An 18,444-nucleotide genomic window follows, 5' to 3' on the forward strand; every position below is an offset into this window, starting at 1 on the left:
CTGTCCCCCTTGTTTGTTATTAGTGGAAAGGCACCTCGATGTTAGCCACTGTCCTCGCCCCGGACTCCGTCCTGGCGATCGTGCTGCAAGTGGTCATTATCCTTGTTGCCCTGGTGCTGGGTACCCGCTACGGCGGGCTCGGCCTGGGCCTGATTTCCGGTATCGGCCTGCTACTTATGGTCTTCGTCTTCGGACTGGCCCCGGGCGAGCCGCCGGTATCGGTGATGCTGACCATCATCGCAGTCATCGGCTGCGCCGCAACCCTCCAACAGGCGCGCGGCCTTGAAGTCATGATGCAATTCGCCGAGAAGATCCTGCGCGCCCACCCGGAGCGCATCACCATTCTCGCTCCCCTCACCACGTGGTTCCTCACCGTGCTCTGCGGTACCGGCCACGTCGTCTACACGATGTTCCCCATCATCGAGGACATCGCCTTGAAGAAGGGCATCCGCCCGGAGCGCCCCATGGCCGTGGCCTCCACCTCGGCCCAGATGGGTATTACCGCCTCGCCGGTCTCGGTCGCTACCGTCTCGCTGGCCTCCATCTTGGCTGAGCACGCCGGCGTCATCGACCAGGCCTACTCCATCCCGCAGATCCTCATGGTCGCCATCCCGGCCTCCCTGTCCGGCGTCCTCCTGGCCGCCCTGTGGTCCCTGCGCCGCGGCAAGGACCTGGACAAGGATCCGGTCTTCCAGGAGCGCATGAAGGACCCCGAGTTCGCGGAGTCCATCAAGAACTCCAGCCACTCGCTCATCGGCGTGGAATTCCCCAAGGAAGCCAAGCGCTCCGTGGTGATCTTCCTGGTTGCCATCGTCTGCGTGGTCTTCCTCGGTGCCTTCGAATTCCTGCGCCCGCTCGTCCCGGGCGAGGACGGCGAGCTTTCGCCGGTGTCGATGAACCTGGTCATCCAGATGGTCATGCTGGTCGCCGGCGCCGTCATCCTGGTGAGCTGCAAGGTCGACCACAAAAAGATTGCCAGCACCCCGGTCTTCAACGCCGGTATGACCGCGGTCTTCTCTGTCTTCGGTGTGGCCTGGATGGCGGACACCTTCTTCCAGGCGCACATCGATGCCCTGGAGGCCGGCCTCGGCGACGTCGTCGCCCAAGCCCCGTGGGCCTACGCCGTCGTGCTGATTATCGTCTCGAAGCTGGTCAACTCCCAGGGCGCGGCCCTGGTCGCCATCGCCCCCATCGGCCTGCAGCTGGGCATCGACCCGGCCGTCATCGTCGGCTTCTACGGCGCGGCTTACGGCTACTTCATCCTGCCGACCTACCCGTCGGACCTGGCCTGCATCGGCTTCGACCGCACCGGCACAACCCGGATCGGCAAGTTCGTCATCAACCACTCGTTCATTATCCCGGGTGCCATCTCCGTGCTGACCTCGTGTGTGGTCGGTTCCCTGCTGGCGCAGGTGCTCCTCTAGCCCCTGCGCGGGCCAGCGCCCGGCCCTATAAATCTAGGTGCAGCTCCGCGACGTCGCCGCGCAACGCCATCTCTGTGAAGTCAAGGGGGCGGCCGGCGGCGTCGAGTGCGCAGCGCTGCACCCGCAAAATCGGCGTGGTGCGCGACAGCCGCAGCGCCTTTTGTTCCACCGCGTTCGGCAGAGCCGGCTCCAAGGACTGCCGGTAACTGGCCGGCTCCCGCCCGGCCCAGTGGGCCTGCAGATCTGACGCCGGCACGAAATGGTGGGAATACAGCGCCGGCGTCCCGTCGACGGTGTGCAGCCTTTTGACCGACCACACCCGCTCGGTCTCCGCAATCGCTAGCTGTTCGGCCACGGCCGGCGGCACCTGCACGTGAGATTCCTCGATCTCGTCAATGACGAGCTCGTTTTCGTCGTTACTCAGCTGCGCGCCCAGGTCCTGGACGCGGCTCAAATCCACCACCGGCGCCGTGGTGCGCACGAAGGTGCCGCCGGTGCGGCCGCGGCGGCGATCGATGAGCCCCTCCAGCTGGAGGATGTCCAGGGCGTGGCGCACCGTCATGCGCGCGACGTTGAATTCGTGCACGAGCGCGCGCTCGGTGGGAAAACGATCGCCGGGTCGCAGCTCGGCGCGCTCGATACGCCCCCGCAGAGCATCCGCGATAGCCAGGTACGCCGGTTTAGAACTGGGCTGGTTAGTCACAGATTAAGTTTAGCGCATGAATCTGCCCGAGTTGTTCGACCCACGCGGCCTATTCCACGCGCGGGCGCACCTGAATTTCGGTCAGCTGCGTGGTCGGGCCGGCATCGACGACGGCGCGGATAGCGCGGGCTACCTCCACCGGGGCGATGACCTCGTCGCGGTTGTAGTCGGTCAGCCCCTGCAGCATCTCGGTATCGGTGGGCCCCGGCGCGACGGTGCTTACCCGGATGCCGTGCTCGGACTTGCGCAGCCCGTCGGCCAGGGCGTAGAGCGCGTGCTTGGTGGCCGCGTAGACCACGTTGTCGCCGAAGCCGCCACGGCCGGCGCCGGAGTTGATAAACACCACGGTACCGCCGGCGCGGTTGAGCGCCGGCAGGAGGCGCTGGGTCAGCATGGCCGGGGCCACCACGTTGATGGACAGGTGGCCTTCCCAGTCCTCCCGGCTGGCCGATGCCACCGAGCGCCGCTGCGCAATCGCAGCGGCGTGGACCAGCACGTCAACGCGGTCCAACTCCGGCAGGTCAAAGTCCTCGGTCAGGTCCGCGCGCACGCAGGACACGCCGGGGCCTTCCAGCTCCGCCAGGCGCTCGGCGTTGCGGCCGATGACCACGACGTGGTGATCGCGGGACAGGTCCGCTACGATCTCGCGGCCCATCCCGCCGGTGGCGCCGGTAACGACTGCGGTCTTGGTCTGTTCTTGGATAGTCATGCCGGCCAGTCTAGGCGCTCTAGCGGAAGCGCCGGGGCACGTCCGGGGTGCCCAGGGTCAGCATCAGGCGGTTCGCCCAGTTAAAGAAGGACGAGGAGTAGATAACGTCCAGGACCGCCTGGTCGTCCAGGCCCGCCTTCCGCAGCGCGTCGACGTGCTCGGCGCCGAATTCGAGCGGGGTCCGGCTGATGGCCACCGCGGCGTCGCGGATGGCGGCCCAGTCCGCCCGCCCCAGGTCGACGTCGACGCCGTCGTCGAGGAGCCGGTCGATGGTCTCCCGGTCGCCGCCCTCGTCAACGTAGCGCTGCTGGTGCACCGACGCGCAGTACTCGCAGCCGTTCAGGCGCGAGACCACCGTGGCGGCCAGCTCGCGCTCCGCGCGGCCCAGCCCGCCGTCGGTGTTGTAGAAGATGTCCAGGTCCGTCAGGGTGCGGGCCTTCAGCGCGGCGGGGTCGCGGGCCAGCAGGCGGAAGTAGGGCTGCTCGATGCGCTCCGGCTTGATCAGTGCCTCGCGCTGCTCCTCGGTGAAGTTTTCCTTGCTCAGCCCCGGCACCCAGGGCTTCCAGCCCAGCGCGTGGTTGACAAAGCGGCCCGGGTGGACCACCTCGGGGGTCTCCACCCCGCCGGTGACCTCCCAGTCGGGTCGCTCCTGCGGGGTATCGGCCACGGCCCCCGGCGCGGCCGGCTCCTCGCCGCTGAGCACCGCGATGCCGCGCACCACGCGCAGCTGGAAAGCCAAAAAGCTAATCAGCTGCGCCAGGCTGACCATGCCGGTCGGCCCCCACCCGCTGGCGTCCAGGTGGCCGATGGCCGCCGGATCCGCGTCCTTCGGGTGGAAGACCAACAGATGCGCGAAGTCGAAGGCCGCGCCCAGACGCTCGCCCAGGCCTGCGAAGGTGCTATGGCCCCCGCCCGCGTAAGGACCGCGGTGCTGTCCGGCCGCGATGGCCTCCTTGACCAGGGCGAGAAGCTCCTCGTCCTCGTCGCCGAGCAGGTCCAAGTAGAACTCCGCCGGGCGGCCGGCCTGCGTAATCCCGGCCACGAAGGCCGCCACGGCGTAGCGCTCGGCCTGGCTAAACTCGCCGGCCTCCGCCGGCTCCAGCAGGGCCTCGAAGCTCAGCTGGGCGTTCTCGCGGGCCGCCGGGCGGGCGTTGCGCAGCTGGCCCACCTGGGTGCTGGTCTGCGCCAGCTCGTCGATGATATCGGTCATTATTTCTCCTCTGTTCTTCGCTTCTTCTTGCTGCTGCTTCGCTTCGTTTTGCGCTTACAGGCCCAAGTTTAGGTCGCCGCCCCGGTAGCGGGAGCCGGGGATGGCCTCGATGAGCCGGCGGGTGAGATCCGCCTGCGGGTTGGTAAAGACCTGGGCGGTCGGGCCGTATTCGACCTGCTGGCCGGATCCCAGCACGCTGACGGTATCGCTGACCTGGTTGACCACGGCCAGGTCGTGGGAGATGAAGATATAGGTCAGCCCCAGCTCCTGCTGCAGGTCGTCGAGCAGGCGCAGGATCTGCGACTGGACGGTCACGTCCAGGGCGGAGACCGCCTCGTCCAGGACGACCAGCTCTGGCTCGATGATCATGGCGCGCGCGATCGCCACGCGCTGGCGCTGCCCGCCGGACAGGCGCGCGGGCAGGCGCTGGCCCATGTCCGGGTCCAGGGCGACCAGCTCCATGAACTCGCGCGCGGCCTCGCGCGCCCGCGCCCGCTTCATCCCCCGGAAGTTCACGAGGGGCTCAGCGATGGTATCTGCGATGGTCCGCCGCGGATCCAGCGAGCTATACGGGTTCTGGTAGACCAGCTGGACCTGGCGGCGGGCTTCCCGCCGGCCGGCCGCATCCAGCTCGGTCAGCTCGGTCCCGCCCAGCCGGATGCTGCCCGCGGTCGGCTGGTTGAACATCGCCACCGACCGGCCGGTGGTGGTCTTGCCCGAGCCCGACTCCCCCACCAGCGCGTGGGTCGTACCCTTGGCGACCTCGAAGCTGACCCCGTCGACGGCGGTGAAATCGCCGAAGCGCTGCACCAGGCCGTCGACCCGCAGCAGCGGCTCCTCCCCGGCCGCGACCGGGGAGGCCTGCTGCCGGGTGAAATCAGCTGCGGTCAGGGAGGGGGCATCGGCGAGCAAGCGCTTGGAATACGGGTGTTGCGGGTCGGTGAGCACGGTGGCTGCCAGGCCGGACTCGCGGACCTGGCCGGCCTCCATGACCACGATCTGGTCCGCGCGGTCGCCGGCCACGGCCAGGTCGTGCGTGATAAACAGCAGGCCCAGGCCGAGCTCTGCGCGCATGTCGTCCAGCAGGTCCAGGATCGTCTTCTGCACCGTCACGTCGAGGGCGCTGGTGGGCTCGTCGGCGATGATAAGCTCCGGCTCCAGCGCCACCGCCGCGGCGATGAGCACGCGCTGCTTCATGCCGCCGGACAGCTCGTGCGGGTACTGGTGGTAGCGGCGCTCCGGGTCATCGATGCCGACCCGCTCCAGCAGCTCCAGCGCCCGCGCGCGCCGATCAGCGCGGCCATGGATTTCCATCCCCTCTTCCACCGCGGCGCCGATGGTCTTCAGCGGGTTCAGGGAGTTGTTGGGGTCCTGCGGCACCAGCCCAATGTGGGCGCCGCGGATGCTGCGCCATTGCTTGCGGCTCAGCCCGGTCAGGTCGCGGCCCTGGAAGGTCACGGAGCCGGCATCGACGGCCGCGTTGTCCGGCAGCAGGCCCAGGATGGCTAGCGCCGAGGTGGACTTGCCCGAGCCGGATTCGCCGACGATGGCGGTCATCTGGCCCGGTTCCACCTCCAGGTTCACGCCCTGGACCGCCGGGGAGCCGTCGTAGGAGACGTTCAAGTCAGTAACAGTTAACAGTGACACGAGTTCTGCTCCTTGTGGTTTAAGCCTGCGCCCGGATGTTGCGGGAGAGATGGTTGGCGGCCATGACGACGGCGACAATCGCCAAGCCCGGGATGACAATCAGCCACCAGGCCGTGGCCATGAAGTCGCGGCCCTCGGCGATGATGAGCCCCCACTCCGGCGTGGGCGGCGGGGCGCCGTAGCCCAGAAAGCCCAGGATGGACAGCTGCAGGATGGCGGAGCCGAACTGCAGGGTCGCCAGGGCCACCACGGGGGTCAGGGAGTTGGGCAGGATGTGGCGCACCATTACCTGCAGCGGGCGCGCGCCCGAGCCGTAGGCGGCCTCGACGTAGTCCGCCCCGGCCACGCTGATGACCTGGGAGCGAGCCAGGCGCGCGAACGCCGCGATGCTGGTGACACCGACGGCCACGGCCGCCTGGACGGAGCCGAAGCCCAGCACGATGATGATGGACAGCGACAGCAGGATGCCCGGGATGGACAGCAGCACGTCGACCACGCGCATCAGGACCGTGTCCACCCAGCCGCGCAGGCTGCCGGCGAGCACGCCGATGATCGTGCCGACCACCAAGCCGACGGCCACGGCGATGAAGGCGCCGACCAGGGACTGGCGGGCGGCGTAGACGACGCGGGCATACAGGTCGCGGCCGACGGCGTCGGTGCCGAACCAGTGCTCGGAACTCGGCGGCAGCAGGGCGACGTCGGTGCCCGCGTACGGGTCCGAGCTCGCCAGCAGGCCGGGCCACAGCGCCGCGAGCGCGGCGATGACTAGGACGACAATCGCCACGATCGACGTCGGGCGGGTCCAGGGATTGCGGGGCTTAGACATGGGTCTTCCTTCCTGCCACCCGGGCCGGGGCCTTCTGGCCCCGCAGGCGGACGTCCAGGACCGGGTACAACAGGTCCACGACCAGGTTGATAATGACGTAGGCGGCCGCGGCGATCACCACTACCGCCATCAGCACCGGGGTGTCTCGGTTGGCCACGGCCTGGGCGGTCATCTGCCCCAGACCGGTGCGGCCGAAGACGGTCTCGGTGACCACGGCGCCGCCGACGAGCTCGCCGAAGAGCAGGCCGGCCATCGTCAGCGCCGGGAGCAAGGAGTTGCGCAGCACGTTGCGCCAGAAGATCCAGGACTCCGAGGCGCCGCGGGCGCGCACCGCGTTGACAAAGGGCTGCCCCTGCGTCTGCTCGATGGAGCGGATGAGCACCTGCGTCAGCGGCGCGGAGATCGGCACCGCCAGCGTCAGCGTGGGCAGGATGAGCCCCTCGATGCTGCCCGGCTCAATCACCCGCACCCAGCCCAGCTGGAAGGAGAAAACCTGGATGAGCAGGATGCCGACCCAGAAGCCCGGCAGCGAGACCAGCAGGGAGGGAAGCCCGCGGAAGAAGGAGCCGATCCAACCCAGGCCCGGCAGCGTCGCGGCGAAAGCGACCAGCAGGGCGACGATGACAGAGACCACGATCGCCGAGGCCGCCAGCGCCAGCGTGTGCGGCAGCGCGTCCGCAATAAGCGTGGCCACCGGCGCGCCGGACTCGGTGGAGTTGCCGAACTCGCCGACCAGGAACCCGCCCAGCGAGGTAAAGAACTGGACCCACAGGGGCTTATCGATGCCCATCGAGTCCCGGATCTCGTCAATCTCGGCCTGCGACAGGCCCAGCGCCGGGTCGCCGAAGCGGGACTGCACGGCGTCGGACGGCAGCGCGGACAGCAGGAAGAACGCGACCGTGTAGGTAATCAGCAGCACCAGCACTGCCTGCCCGAGACGGGCCAAAATCTGCTTTCCGGTCATTAGTTAATCTCCTCCACCTCGTAGAACCAGGGGCGGGCGACCGCCTCCGGCCGGAAACCTTCCACTCCCTCGGCGACCGCGTAAACCTGCGGCTCCTCGAACAGCGGCAGCGCGTAGGCCTTCTCCGTGATGTAATCCTGGGCTTCCTGGACCGCCTGCTCGCGCTCCTGGGTGCCGGTGACGGAGACGACGCGGTCGAGCAGCTGCTCCAGGTGGGCGTCGATGGGCTCGCCGGCGGAATCCTGGTTGAGGAAGGCGTCGCGGTTGTTGATGCTGTAGAAGGACGTAATCGCGTCGTAGTCGGCGCGCGCGACCATGGAGTGGTACAGCTGCACCTTGTCGATGTCCTTGGCGTCCGCGTTCTGCGTGGCCTGGTCGCCGGCGTTAATCTCCACGCCGATGCCGAGCCCCCCCAGCTGGTCCTGAATCATCGTCATGACCTCCTTGGAGCGCGGCTGCGGCAGCGCCGTGTTCGAGCGCAGCACCAGGCGCTTGCCGTCCTTTTCCCGGATGCCGTCCGGGCCCGGTTCCCAACCGGCTTCTGCCAGCAGCTCGCGCGCGGCCTCCGGGTCGTAGGCATAGGCGTCGCCCTGGTCCTTGTAGCCCAGCCCCGTTTCGGCCACGGTGGAGGTCGCCAGCGGGTAGGAGTCGGAGAAGAGCACGCGCAGGATTTCCTGCCTATCGATGCCGTGGATAATCGCCTCGCGCACCCGCTGGTCGCGCAGCAGCGGGTGGTCGAAGCGGAAGGCCAGCTGGTTGTTCATCGAGTTGGTGCCGCGGGTGACGATATTCACCCCGCGGGATTCCAGCAGGCTTTCCTGCGGCGCCGAAATCTGGCGGGCGATATCCGCCTGGCCGGACAGCACCGCGCCCGTGCGCACGGATTCCTCGGCGGCCAGGATGTAGTGGACGCCATCGATGGCGGCCCGGCCCTGGTGGCGCGCCTGAGGCGGCGCCCAGTCGTAGTCTTCGCGGGTCTTGAGCACCAGGTCGGTGCCGATCTCCTCGTGCTCGACGACGAAGGGGCCCGAGCCGATGACGTTGCGCGCGTTACCGGGGCCGAAGCCCTCGTTGTCCAGCTTGAGCGACTCATCGGACAGCAGGCCGGAGTTGTACGAGGCGGTGGCCTGCAAAAAGCCCGGCGAGGGGGCGGAGAAGTGGAAACGCACGGTGTCTTCGTCGATGACCTCGCCGCGCTCGTAGTTGGAGATCTGCTCTGAGGCGGTCAGCGTGCGGTCGCTGTCGCCCAGCCCGTAGAGGTCGAAATTCGCCACGACGTTCTCCGCCGTCAGCGGGGATCCGTCGGAATAGGTCACGTCCGTGCGGATATTAAAGGTGTATTCGGTGGCGTCCTCGTTAACCTCGGGCAGCTCCGTGGCGATCCAGGGAGAAAGCTCCAGGGTTTCCGGGTCCTGGTAGAGCAGCCGGTCGGTGATCTGGTTGACCACGCCGCCGTTCGGGTAGAAGCCGGCGGCCGGCGGGTAGAGCGTGCGGAAGAACTGCGGCTCCAGGTACGTCAGGACGTTGTCGGAGCTGCCGCCTTCCCCATCCGGCGCGGTGGTGCACCCCGCGGCCAGCGCTGCCGAGGCGACTAGACTGGTGAGGGTTCTGAGTAGTTTCACGGTGATGATGCTTCTTCGGGTTTAGTTCAACTCTTAACTTGTCTGCGAATTTAACACAGTTTAGACCGTTTAGTATCATTACTGTAGACCAACTAGTCTAATTTATTCTCTCGTCTCTGAAGGATGAAGACATTGTCAGCACCGTTAGCCGTGGCCATCGTGGGAATGGGCCCGCGGGGAATCTCCGTCATTGAACGCCTCGCCGCTCACCTCCACGAGCACCCCTCCACCCCACCTATCACCCTGCACATCATCGACGACGCCGAGCACGGCGCCGGCCGCATTTGGGAGACCGACCAGACCCGCACCCTGTGCATGAACACCCTGGCCGGCGCGGTCACCCTGTTCACCGAGCCGGAGTCCACCCTTTCTGCCCCGGCGCTGGAAGGCCCCATCCTCTACGAGTGGATCCAGCTCCTGCGCGGCGACGACCCGGCCGCGGCCGGCATCAGCGACGCCAAGGTGAAGCTGTTCCGCCAGTTCCCGCCCACCGTCGACCGCGCCTTTGCCACCGAGCTCGACGAGTCCCGGCCCGAGTCCCACCCCTCCCGCGCCCTCTACGGCGCCTACCTGCGCTGGGTGCTGACCGTCGCGCTGGCGCAGCTGCCCGATGACGTCCAGGTGGTCCACCACTTCAGCCGCGCTACCGGCATCGCCGACGCCGGAGACCACGACGTGGTGACCCTGGCCGACGGCTCCCAGGTCACCGCCGACAAGACGGTGCTGGCCTACGGCTGGCAGGTGCCGGCGGCTAACGACGAAGAGCAGCGCCTGGCCGCCGCCGACCTCAACTGGGTGCGCCCCGACAACCCCGTCGAGCAGCCCGTCGAGGAGATCCCGGCCGGCCAGAAGGTGCTCGTGCGCGGGCTCGGTATGGGCTTCTTCGACGTCATGGCGCTGGTGACTATCAACCGCGGCGGCGAGTTCGTCGCCGACGACTCCGCCCGCGGCGGCCTGCGCTACCAGCCGTCCGGCCGCGAGCCCCAGCTGGTCGTTTCCTCCGGGCGCGGCTACCCCTACCTGCCGAAGTCCCAGTACCACTCCCTGCCGCCGAAGGCCGATCTGTCCCGCTTTAAGGCCGCACTGGCGGGCCTGGGCGACGACTTCGACTTCGGCGCCGAGGTCCTGCCCGCCCTGGTCCGCGACGCCTACGCCGCCTACTACCCGGAGCGCGCCGCCGACATCGATGCCGCCGAGCTGCACGCCGACACCCTGCCCGCCCTAGCCGCCGAGCTCACCGCGGCGCTGGGCTGCGAGTTCCGCCTCGACTACTGGATGAACCCGCTGGCCGCCTACGACGGCGACGACCCGACCGGTTTCATCGCCGCCGGCTTGGAGCGCGACATCGCCGAGTCCCAGGCCGGGCGCGACTCCCACCTCAAGGCCGCCCTGTGGGCGATTTCGGCAGCGCGCAAGCCCGCCTCTATTGCGGGCTCGGAAGGCCGCATGAGCTGGGACTCGCGCACGGGTTCCTACCGCGAATTCATGGCCTTTGGCCAGATGATTGGCTCCGGCCCGCCGCTGTTCCGCACCCAGCAACTGCTCGCGCTCATCGATGCCGGCCTGGTCACCTTCTTAGGCGATCACCCGCAGCTGGAAATCGGCGACGAGTTCACTCTGCGCACCCGTTTCGGCGCCGCCAGTTCCGACTGGCTCGTCGATGCCTGGATGCACCAGCCCGACGTGCGCCACGCCGTCGACCCGATGTCGGTGTCGATCCAGGCGCGCACGCGGCCCTTCTACGACCACGGGCACCCGACGGGCTCGCCGGAGACCACGTGGCAGCGCCGCACCGTCCACCCCGACGGCGCGGTGGATGAGCGGCTGCACATCATTGGTATCCCCACCTATGCCCAGTGGCCGGATACCACCATCTCCCCCATGCCGGGGACTGATCCCCTGATGCTGCAGGAGACCGACCGCACGGCCGGCGACCTGCTAGCTTAGGGCGTCCAGCGCCTGGGCGAGGTCGGCCAGCAGGTCGGCCTCGTCCTCAATGCCAATCGACAGGCGCACCATATCCGCCGGCGGGACCAGCTCGGAGCCTTCCGCCGAGGCGTGCGTCATCTTCTGCGGGTGCTCGACCAAGGACTCGACCCCGCCCAGCGACTCCGCCAGACAAATCAGGCGGGTGTTCAGGCAGAACTGCTCCGCGTGCTCGGGGTCATGGAAGCGGACCGAGAGCATGCCGCCGAAGCCGCGCATCTGGCCCGCGGCCGTCGCGTGGCCGGGGTGGTCTTCCAGCCCCGGGTAGGAGACCTGGCTGACCTCGGGACGGGCGGCCAGGTATTCCGCGACCGCCTGCGCGTTGGAGCAGTGGCGCTCCATGCGCACGCCCAGGGTCTTGATGCCGCGGGCGGTGAGGTAGGCATCGAAAGGCGAGGACACCGCGCCGACGCAGCCCTGGAAGTACAGGAGGCGCTCGTCGACGTGCGCATCGTTAGTGATGACGGCGCCTCCGAGGACGTCGGAGTGGCCGCCCAGGTACTTGGTGGTCGAGTGGACCACGTGATCCGCGCCCAGGGCCAGCGGGTTTTGCAGGTAGGGCGTGGCGAAGGTGTTGTCCACCACCAGCGCGGCGTGCTTCTTCACTTCCGCTACGGCCGCGATATCCGTGACCGACAGCGCCGGGTTGCTGGGCGTTTCCAGCCAGATGATGCGGGTGTTGTCGCGCACGGCGGCCGCGACCTCGTCCGGGTTGGTCGTGTCCACGACACTCAGCTGAATGCCCCACTCCCCGAAGTCGTGGTGCAGCAGGCGGTAGGTGCCGCCGTAGGCATCGTTGCCCAGGATGACGTGATCGCCGGGGCGGGCCAGGATGCGGATGAGCGTGTCGATGGCCGCCATGCCCGACGAGAACACGCGGGCAAAGCTGGCGTCCTCTAGGACCGCCAGGGTCTGCTCCAGGGAGCGGACCGTCGGGTTGGCCACGCGGCCGTATTCGAAGCCGCCGCGCAGCTGCGCGAGGCCGTCCTGCGCGAACGTCGTGGAGGCGTAGATGGGCACGTTGATGGATCCCATGTGTCCGTCCGGGTGGTAGCCGGCGTGGATGGCGCGGGAAGTAAATCCCTGGGCGAGGTCTTGCTTCGTCTGCTGCGTCATGCCACCCAACCCTAGACCAAGCTGTCCAGTTTTGGCCCGCCGCTGCCGCCCTTTTATTCATCCGGTTATTCATCCGGCAGCCAGCGGCGCCGCCCCCATCATTCAGTCGGCACTCAGAGCCGGCAATTACAATCGATCAACGAGTCAACTAAGAGAAAGAGAGTGCATGAGTCTCACAGTGTTAGCTAGTTCCGCCGGCACGACTGCCGTCGACGCCGTCGACACGGTCAGCAACTGGTGGGAGGACGAACAGGTCCGCTCGTGGGTCATCGAACGCCCCGTCAAGATCGTGGTCATCCTGCTGATCGCCGTCGTCTCGCAGTGGGTGCTGCGGCGCGTCATCAACAAGCTGGCCAGCAAGGCCGCGCAGACCCCCAGCGGCGCCGCCATCCCGCGGCTGCCCCTGACCGTTAAGCCCACCAAGGCGCAGCGCGAAGAGGAAAGCCGCCAGCAGGCCGCGATGAACCGCAGCCAGGAAAACCGGCGCAAGTCCCGCATCAAGACGCTGGCCGGGGTCAGCAAGTCGGCCGTGGGCATCGTCATCTGGAGCTTGGCCGCCCTGCTCATACTGGACCAGCTCGGCGTGAATATCGCGCCGCTTATCGCTTCCGCCGGTGTGGTTGGTGTCGCCCTTGGTTTCGGCGCCCAGTCACTGGTCAAGGACTTCCTGTCCGGTGTCTTCATGCTGCTGGAGGACCAGTACGGCATCGGCGACACCATCGACGTGGGCGATGACATCATCGGCGACGTCGAGGATATCACCCTGCGCGTGACCAAGGTGCGCGACATCGACGGGACCCTGTGGACGGTCCGCAACGGCGAGATCCTGCGCATCGGTAACTTCTCCGATCACTACGCCATCTGCCGCCTGCAGATCCCGGTGGGCCTGTCGAACAACGCGAAGGAGGCCTGGCGCGTCATCGAGGCGGCCGTCGCCGAGGCGGTCAAGGACCCGGAGATTGTCAACGAGGTCATCGACGAGCCCGTCATCAACGGCATCTCCGACTGGGAGCCGGACTACATCTCCTACCGCATTTCCATCAAGACGATGCCCGGCCAGCAGTGGCACGTCCAGCGCCACGCCCAGGCGCACATCCTGGACGCCATGCAGGAGGCCGGCATTTCCACCCCGTACCCCTACGGCGTGGGCATCATGCGGAAGGCGGACGAGAGCTAGATGCAGCCCAGCAGCGTTTACGATGCCATCGGGGGCGAGGAGACCTTCCGCCGCCTGGTCGCAGGTTTCTACGCCCGCGTGCGCGACGACGACATCCTGGCGCCCATGTACCCGGCCGATGACTTCGACGGCGCCGCGCAGCGACTGCAGTGGTTCCTCGCCCAGTATTGGGGCGGCCCCGCCGAGTTCAACGCCAACCGCGGCGCCCCGCGGCTGCGAATGCGGCATTTCTCCTTCCCCATCGATTCCGCCGCCGCCCAGCGCTGGCTGGACCTGATGGGTGCCTCCCTGGACGAGATCGAGGAGGAGACCATCCCGCCGGCGTACCGCGCGATGATCTGGGATCACATGCAGCGCGTCGCCGCGATGCTCATCAACCGCCCGGATTAGCCTCGGGCACGCCGAGTAGGCGCTACGGAGTAGTTTCCGTGGCGCCTTTTCTTGTGCCTTTGCTAGTGGCCCGACAGCCGTGGGGCTCGGCTGACTTTATGTCAGCCCCAGGGAGGCTCCCAGGTGATGTGGCCGTGTCTTCGGTTGCCCCTGCCGTGTCTGGGGTAGGCCGGGTCGTCGTCGTTCCACGAATTGTGGAACTCGCACAACAAGGTGAGATTCTCCTGGTTGGTTTCTCCGCCGTCTACCCACGGGTGGATGTGGTGGACCTGGAACTCGTCGGCCGGCTTGCGGCAGTTTGGCCAGGCACATGTGGTGGTCTCGGCCTTGGCCATGTCCTTCTGCTTGGAGGAAGCATGGCGCTGGTAGCGGTATTGGTTGACCGGACCACGCCTCGGATCCACCAGCGTGGCAAGACCCGCATCCAGAAGACATTGGCGGACGTATTCGGCACCCGTCATCGTGGTGCCGTTGGTTAGCTGCAGGGTGATTTCGTCCCCGTCACCTGACAGGATGCGTACCCAGTCGGGCAGGGAGATGACCACGTGCGTGGCCTTGGGTTGCTTGTTCAGCCCGCCGCTAAACAAGGCTTCGACGTCGGGGATGGTCTTAATTGACGCCCAGAGGTTTTCCACCAACTCCGGGTCCCCGGTCACCGAAAACGTGCTGGGGCCGTCTTTGCGGCGGGTGACCCGCACGCCTTCGGCCGGTGGGGCCGGGCGGTTAAGCTCCAGGACCTTGCGGTTGGCAAGGCGACGGAGTTGTTTGGTGGTGCCGGGGGTGTTGCACAGCTCGATGAGCATGGCCCAGGCCTCGCCCTGGTTGCGCACCCGGCGGAAGGCGTTGTCCAACACCAGCAAAGTATCTAGATGGTGTCCCTGGGCGGCGGCCGCCTTTCTCGCGGCGGCTTGCTTGCGCGTATAGGTCGTGTGCCCGAAGAACGTCTGGCAGGCACGGTAGTGGGCTGCGGCGGCGACATCGGACATGACAGACTTCAGGGCAGGCAGGCTCAACTCGCGGCACAGGCCCAAATACTGGATCCCGTCCGCGAAGATGGAGTGCGCTGCTTTCAAAGTGTCCAAGGCTGTCGTTGCTGTCATGACCCACACGCTAAGCGCACACGTCAACCCCCACAAGGACACAAATTCGCGCCTGTGGATAACTCCACCGACCGAGTGAAATAGTTAACGCTCGGGAACCACGGCCTGTGGACTACCTAGAACAAGGACAGGCGATTCGAGTGGTAGACGGTGCCGAAAGGGGCATCGAGGCGCACCCAGCGCCCCTTCGCCGCGACCCGCAGGTGCCGCGGGACCTCCATGGGCGCGGAGAACCCGGGGATGAGGCCCAGGCTGGTGCAGGCGAAAATCATGCGCATGGGCACCTCGACCTGCTTGCCCTGCCCCTCGACGGTCACCACGGTCTGGTTGAGCAGGCTCGACGGCGGGCCCAGCGGACCGGAAAATTGGCGCGCGAGGTCCTGGCCGGCATCGGCAAGCTCGCGCACGACCTCCACTGGAAGATGGTCCAGCAGCCGGAAGCCGTTCATCGGCGGCAGCGCGCCCGGCCAGACCGGATCGCGGGCCGGGCCCAGCTCCAGCTTGCCGGCGGCGTTGTGTTTCAGCAGCTCCTGCTGCAGCAGATAGGCGGAGACCACGGCCCCGTCGCGGGAGACTTTCCCCTCCACGCGGCGCGAGACAACGACCTCGAAAGGCGTGGTGACGAAGACATCGACCTCGTGCTCCGTCAGCTGGCGCAGCCGCGCGGAGCACCCGCCATCAACGCCGATCGCCCGGCTGACCAGCACCTGGAGGCCCTTGCCCCCGTTGCGCAGGTCCAGCGACTCGTTCGGCACCTACTCTTCCCCTACCTGGGTGAGGATGTCGCGCTCGGCATCGCTGAGCGGGCGCGGGCGCTGGGTCTTAAGATCCACGGCGACCTGTACGCATTCCACCACGCAGGCGACCCGGCCGTTCTTGTCCTTGATCTCCTGGCGGGTGGTCAGGGAGCTGTTGCCCAGTTCGACGACCTGCGTCTCGACCACCACGGAGGTGGTGCCGCGGGGCTCGATGGGCAGGCGGAAGTCCAGGTCCAGGTGCCGCACGAAAGCCGCGAATTCGTGCCCCTGCGAGTAGAACTTGTCTTCCGCGAACGCCAGCCGCGCTTCCTGGGCGAGCTCGACGTAGTTCGCGTTCATCAAATGGCCGTAGCGGTCGAAATCCGACCAGCGGACCGGTACCTCGTGGGTGTGGATGGACATCCTGCTCCTTTAACTGCGGTTAACTGCGTTGTCTAGCGGGTCAGCTTGCGGTGGGTCACGCGGGACGGGCGGGCGGCTTCCTCGCCCAAGCGCTCGACCTTGTTCTTCTCGTAGTCGCCGAAGTTGCCTTCGAACCAGAACCACTTGCCCTCTTCGACGTTGCCTTCCCACGCCAGGATGTGGGTACAGGTGCGGTCCAGGAACCAGCGGTCGTGGGAGATGACCACGGCGCAGCCCGGGAACTTCTCGAGGGCGTTTTCCAGGGAGCCGAGGGTCTCGACATCGAGGTCGTTGGTCGGCTCGTCTAGGAGGATCAGGTTGCCGCCCTCCTTCAGGGTCAACGCGAGGTTCAGGCGGTTGCGCTCACCACCGGAGAGCACCTTGGACGGCTTCTGCTGGTCCGGGCCCTTGAAACCGAAGGCGGACAGGTAGGCGCGGGACGGCATCTCGTTCTGGCCGACGTGGATGTAGTCCAGGCCGCCGGAGACGACCTCCCAGACGGTGGCCTCGGGGTCGATGTTCTCGCGGTTCTGGTCCACGTAGGACAGCTTGACGGTGTCGCCGACCTCCACGGAGCCCGCGTCCGGCTCTTCCAGCCCGACGATGGTCTTGAACAGGGTCGTCTTGCCCACGCCGTTCGGGCCGATAACGCCCACGATGCCGTTGCGCGGCAGCGTGAACGACAGGTCCTTGATGAGCACGCGGTCGCCAAAGCCCTTGACCAGGTCCTTGACCTCGACGACCTTGTTGCCCAGGCGCGGCGGGGTCGGGATCTGGATTTCTTCGAAGTCGAGCTTCTTGTACTTCTCGGCCTCGGCAGCCATCTCCTCGTAGCGTTCCAGACGGGCCTTGTTCTTGGCCTGGCGGGCCTTCGCGCCGGAGCGCACCCAGGCCAGCTCGTCCTTCAGGCGCTTGCGCAGCTTGGCGTCCTTCTTGCCGGCAACCTCGAGGCGCTCCTGCTTCTTTTCCAGGTAGGTCGAGTAGTTGCCCTCGTACGGGTAGAGCTTGCCGCGGTCGACTTCGCAGATCCAGCCGGCGACGTGGTCCAGGAAGTAGCGGTCGTGGGTCACGGCCAGCACGGCGCCCGGGTAGTCCTGGAGGTGCTTTTCCAGCCACTGGACGGACTCGGCGTCCAGGTGGTTGGTGGGCTCGTCGAGCAGCAGCAGGTCCGGCTCGCTCAGCAGCAGCTTGGCCAGCGCGACGCGGCGGCGCTCACCACCGGAGAGGTTGGTGACCGGGGCATCGGACGGCGGGCAGCGCAGGGCCTCCATGGCCTGCTCGATCTTGGAGTCGACCTCCCAGGCGTCGGCGGCGTCGAGCTCTTCCTGCAGCTTGCCCATCTCTTCCATGAGCTCGTCGGTGTAGTTGGTAGCCATCTCCTCCGCGATCTGCTCGAAGCGCTGCTTCTTTTCGAAGATGTCGCCGAGGCCCTCCTCGACGTTCTCGCGGACCGTCTTCTCCTCGTTCAGCGGCGGCTCCTGCTGCAGAATGCCGACGGTGGCGCCGGGATCCAGGAAAGCCTCACCGTTGGAGGGCTGGTCCAGCCCGGCCATGATCTTCAAGATCGAGGACTTGCCGGCGCCGTTTGGCCCCACGACGCCGATCTTGGCGCCCGGGTAGAAGGCCATGGTGACGTTGTCCAAGATGACCTTGTCGCCGATAGCCTTGCGCACGTTTTTCATCGTGTAGATGAACTCGCCCATCATTCCCCTTTTCGTCCATTGGGTCAGGTTTTTATCACCACAAACACTACCGCAAGTCGCCCGCTGGCTACCCCTTAAGGCAAAAAGACCCGCCGGCACCGCAGGGCGCCGACGGGTCGTGAAGTAGCTGGCGGTTTAGTTCAGGACGCTGCGCGCGCTGGCGGCGGCGCGGTCCCCGGCGGTATCGGTGGCGGTATCCCCCTCCCCGTTGCTATCGTCTGCGGATTCCGCCGGCTCCGGCGGCTTGGGCGCGGACTTCGACAGGTCCTTGTCCACCGGGTAGTCCAAAACGCTTTCGCCCGGGATCTCCACCCCGGCGGCGTTGGTGACGGTTTCGATCTTGCGGGCACCGATGACCCAGCGGTTCATGTCCAGGCCCAGCCAGGAGGCCTTCAGGTAGATGCGGCTGCGGGCCTCGCCGGCCTCGGTAGTCCACTGGCTGGTCACCAGCGAGCCGACGGCGATGATCGGCATCCCCTTCTGCAAGGTGATGCGGCAGGACTGGGCCAGCTGGCCCCAGACCTCGACGTCCATGAACACCAGGTCGGAGTCTTTCCAGGTGTCGGCGGTCTGGGTGGAGTTGTCGCGCACGCGCCGCGAGGAGGCGACGCGCAGGTTGGTTTTCATGGTCTCGTCGTTGAACTTAACCAGCTGCGGGTTGTGGGTGAGGTGGCCGAAAACGGTGATAGAAAGTTGAGACATTAGGT

General features: G+C 67.0%; 17 protein-coding genes. 4 read left to right on the forward strand and 13 right to left on the reverse strand.

Going from position 1 to position 18,444, the window contains the following annotated elements:
* Positions 1-38 precede the first annotated feature (38 nt).
* Positions 39-1,424, forward strand: coding sequence for an anaerobic C4-dicarboxylate transporter (locus VVR85_RS07755; RefSeq protein ID WP_368520358.1), 1,386 nt, complete (start codon positions 39-41; stop codon positions 1,422-1,424).
* Between the two features lie 25 nt (positions 1,425-1,449).
* Here the strand turns inward: VVR85_RS07755 and VVR85_RS07760 are convergent, their stop codons facing one another.
* From VVR85_RS07760 to VVR85_RS07790, 7 genes are read right to left on the reverse strand one after another with little or no spacing between them, the layout of a single operon-like run.
* The gene (locus tag VVR85_RS07760; RefSeq protein WP_368520359.1) at positions 1,450-2,127 is read right to left on the reverse strand and encodes a GntR family transcriptional regulator; all 678 of its coding nucleotides are present in this window, start codon (positions 2,125-2,127) and stop codon (positions 1,450-1,452) included.
* Between the two features lie 49 nt (positions 2,128-2,176).
* A complete protein-coding gene (locus VVR85_RS07765; protein WP_368520360.1) occupies positions 2,177-2,836 on the reverse strand; it encodes an SDR family oxidoreductase in 660 nt (219 codons plus the stop codon).
* A gap of 19 nt (positions 2,837-2,855) precedes the next feature.
* Positions 2,856-4,046, reverse strand: coding sequence for an alkylhydroperoxidase domain protein (locus tag VVR85_RS07770; protein WP_368520361.1), 1,191 nt, complete (start codon positions 4,044-4,046; stop codon positions 2,856-2,858).
* 54 nt (positions 4,047-4,100) lie between these two features.
* Positions 4,101-5,693, reverse strand: coding sequence for a dipeptide ABC transporter ATP-binding protein (locus tag VVR85_RS07775; RefSeq protein WP_368520362.1), 1,593 nt, complete (start codon positions 5,691-5,693; stop codon positions 4,101-4,103).
* A gap of 19 nt (positions 5,694-5,712) precedes the next feature.
* Positions 5,713-6,519, reverse strand: a complete 807-nt coding sequence (locus tag VVR85_RS07780; protein ID WP_368520363.1) for an ABC transporter permease — start codon at positions 6,517-6,519, stop codon at positions 5,713-5,715.
* On the reverse strand, positions 6,512-7,483 hold the full coding sequence (locus VVR85_RS07785) for an ABC transporter permease (protein ID WP_368520364.1): 972 nt from the start codon (positions 7,481-7,483) through the stop codon (positions 6,512-6,514). The genes VVR85_RS07780 and VVR85_RS07785 overlap by 8 nt, the downstream gene beginning before the upstream one ends.
* A complete protein-coding gene (locus VVR85_RS07790; protein WP_409338192.1) occupies positions 7,483-9,105 on the reverse strand; it encodes a TIGR04028 family ABC transporter substrate-binding protein in 1,623 nt (540 codons plus the stop codon). Before VVR85_RS07790 ends, VVR85_RS07785 begins: the two co-directional genes overlap by 1 nt.
* A gap of 123 nt (positions 9,106-9,228) precedes the next feature.
* On the opposite strand from VVR85_RS07790, the gene VVR85_RS07795 reads away from it, so the two are divergent.
* Positions 9,229-11,052 carry an FAD/NAD(P)-binding protein gene (locus VVR85_RS07795; protein ID WP_368520365.1) on the forward strand — a complete coding sequence of 608 codons (1,824 nt, stop codon included), beginning with the start codon at positions 9,229-9,231 and terminating at the stop codon, positions 11,050-11,052.
* Here the strand turns inward: VVR85_RS07795 and VVR85_RS07800 are convergent.
* On the reverse strand, positions 11,044-12,207 hold the full coding sequence (locus tag VVR85_RS07800) for a cystathionine gamma-synthase (RefSeq protein WP_368520366.1): 1,164 nt from the start codon (positions 12,205-12,207) through the stop codon (positions 11,044-11,046). The two genes, VVR85_RS07795 and VVR85_RS07800, sit on opposite strands and share 9 nt — an antisense overlap.
* Positions 12,208-12,373: 166 nt before the next feature.
* Between VVR85_RS07800 and VVR85_RS07805 the strand changes: the two genes are divergently transcribed.
* Together VVR85_RS07805 and VVR85_RS07810 are read left to right on the forward strand one after the other, a co-directional pair.
* Positions 12,374-13,384 carry a mechanosensitive ion channel family protein gene (locus tag VVR85_RS07805; RefSeq protein ID WP_368520367.1) on the forward strand — a complete coding sequence of 337 codons (1,011 nt, stop codon included), beginning with the start codon at positions 12,374-12,376 and terminating at the stop codon, positions 13,382-13,384.
* Entirely contained in the window at positions 13,385-13,774 is a 390-nt protein-coding gene (locus tag VVR85_RS07810; RefSeq protein WP_368520368.1) for a globin, read from the forward strand.
* A gap of 101 nt (positions 13,775-13,875) precedes the next feature.
* Here VVR85_RS07810 and VVR85_RS07815 read toward each other — a convergent pair whose 3' ends face one another.
* From VVR85_RS07815 to VVR85_RS07835, 5 genes are all read right to left on the reverse strand, one after another.
* A complete protein-coding gene (locus VVR85_RS07815) occupies positions 13,876-14,874 on the reverse strand; it encodes an HNH endonuclease signature motif containing protein (protein WP_368520369.1) in 999 nt (332 codons plus the stop codon).
* A 116-nt stretch (positions 14,875-14,990) separates the two neighbouring features.
* A complete protein-coding gene (locus tag VVR85_RS07820; RefSeq protein ID WP_368520370.1) occupies positions 14,991-15,629 on the reverse strand; it encodes a hypothetical protein in 639 nt (212 codons plus the stop codon).
* Positions 15,630-16,034 (reverse strand): acyl-CoA thioesterase, encoded by a 405-nt coding sequence (locus tag VVR85_RS07825; RefSeq protein WP_368520371.1) that lies wholly within the window; start codon positions 16,032-16,034, stop codon positions 15,630-15,632.
* 32 nt (positions 16,035-16,066) lie between these two features.
* Positions 16,067-17,737, reverse strand: a complete 1,671-nt coding sequence (ettA, locus tag VVR85_RS07830; protein ID WP_296206630.1) for an energy-dependent translational throttle protein EttA — start codon at positions 17,735-17,737, stop codon at positions 16,067-16,069.
* A gap of 135 nt (positions 17,738-17,872) precedes the next feature.
* Positions 17,873-18,439 carry a single-stranded DNA-binding protein gene (locus VVR85_RS07835; protein ID WP_368520372.1) on the reverse strand — a complete coding sequence of 189 codons (567 nt, stop codon included), beginning with the start codon at positions 18,437-18,439 and terminating at the stop codon, positions 17,873-17,875.
* Between the last annotated feature and the right edge of the window lie 5 nt (positions 18,440-18,444).

The sequence above is a fragment of the Corynebacterium sp. LK2590 genome, assembly GCF_040946105.1.
Lineage (GTDB): Bacteria > Actinomycetota > Actinomycetes > Mycobacteriales > Mycobacteriaceae > Corynebacterium.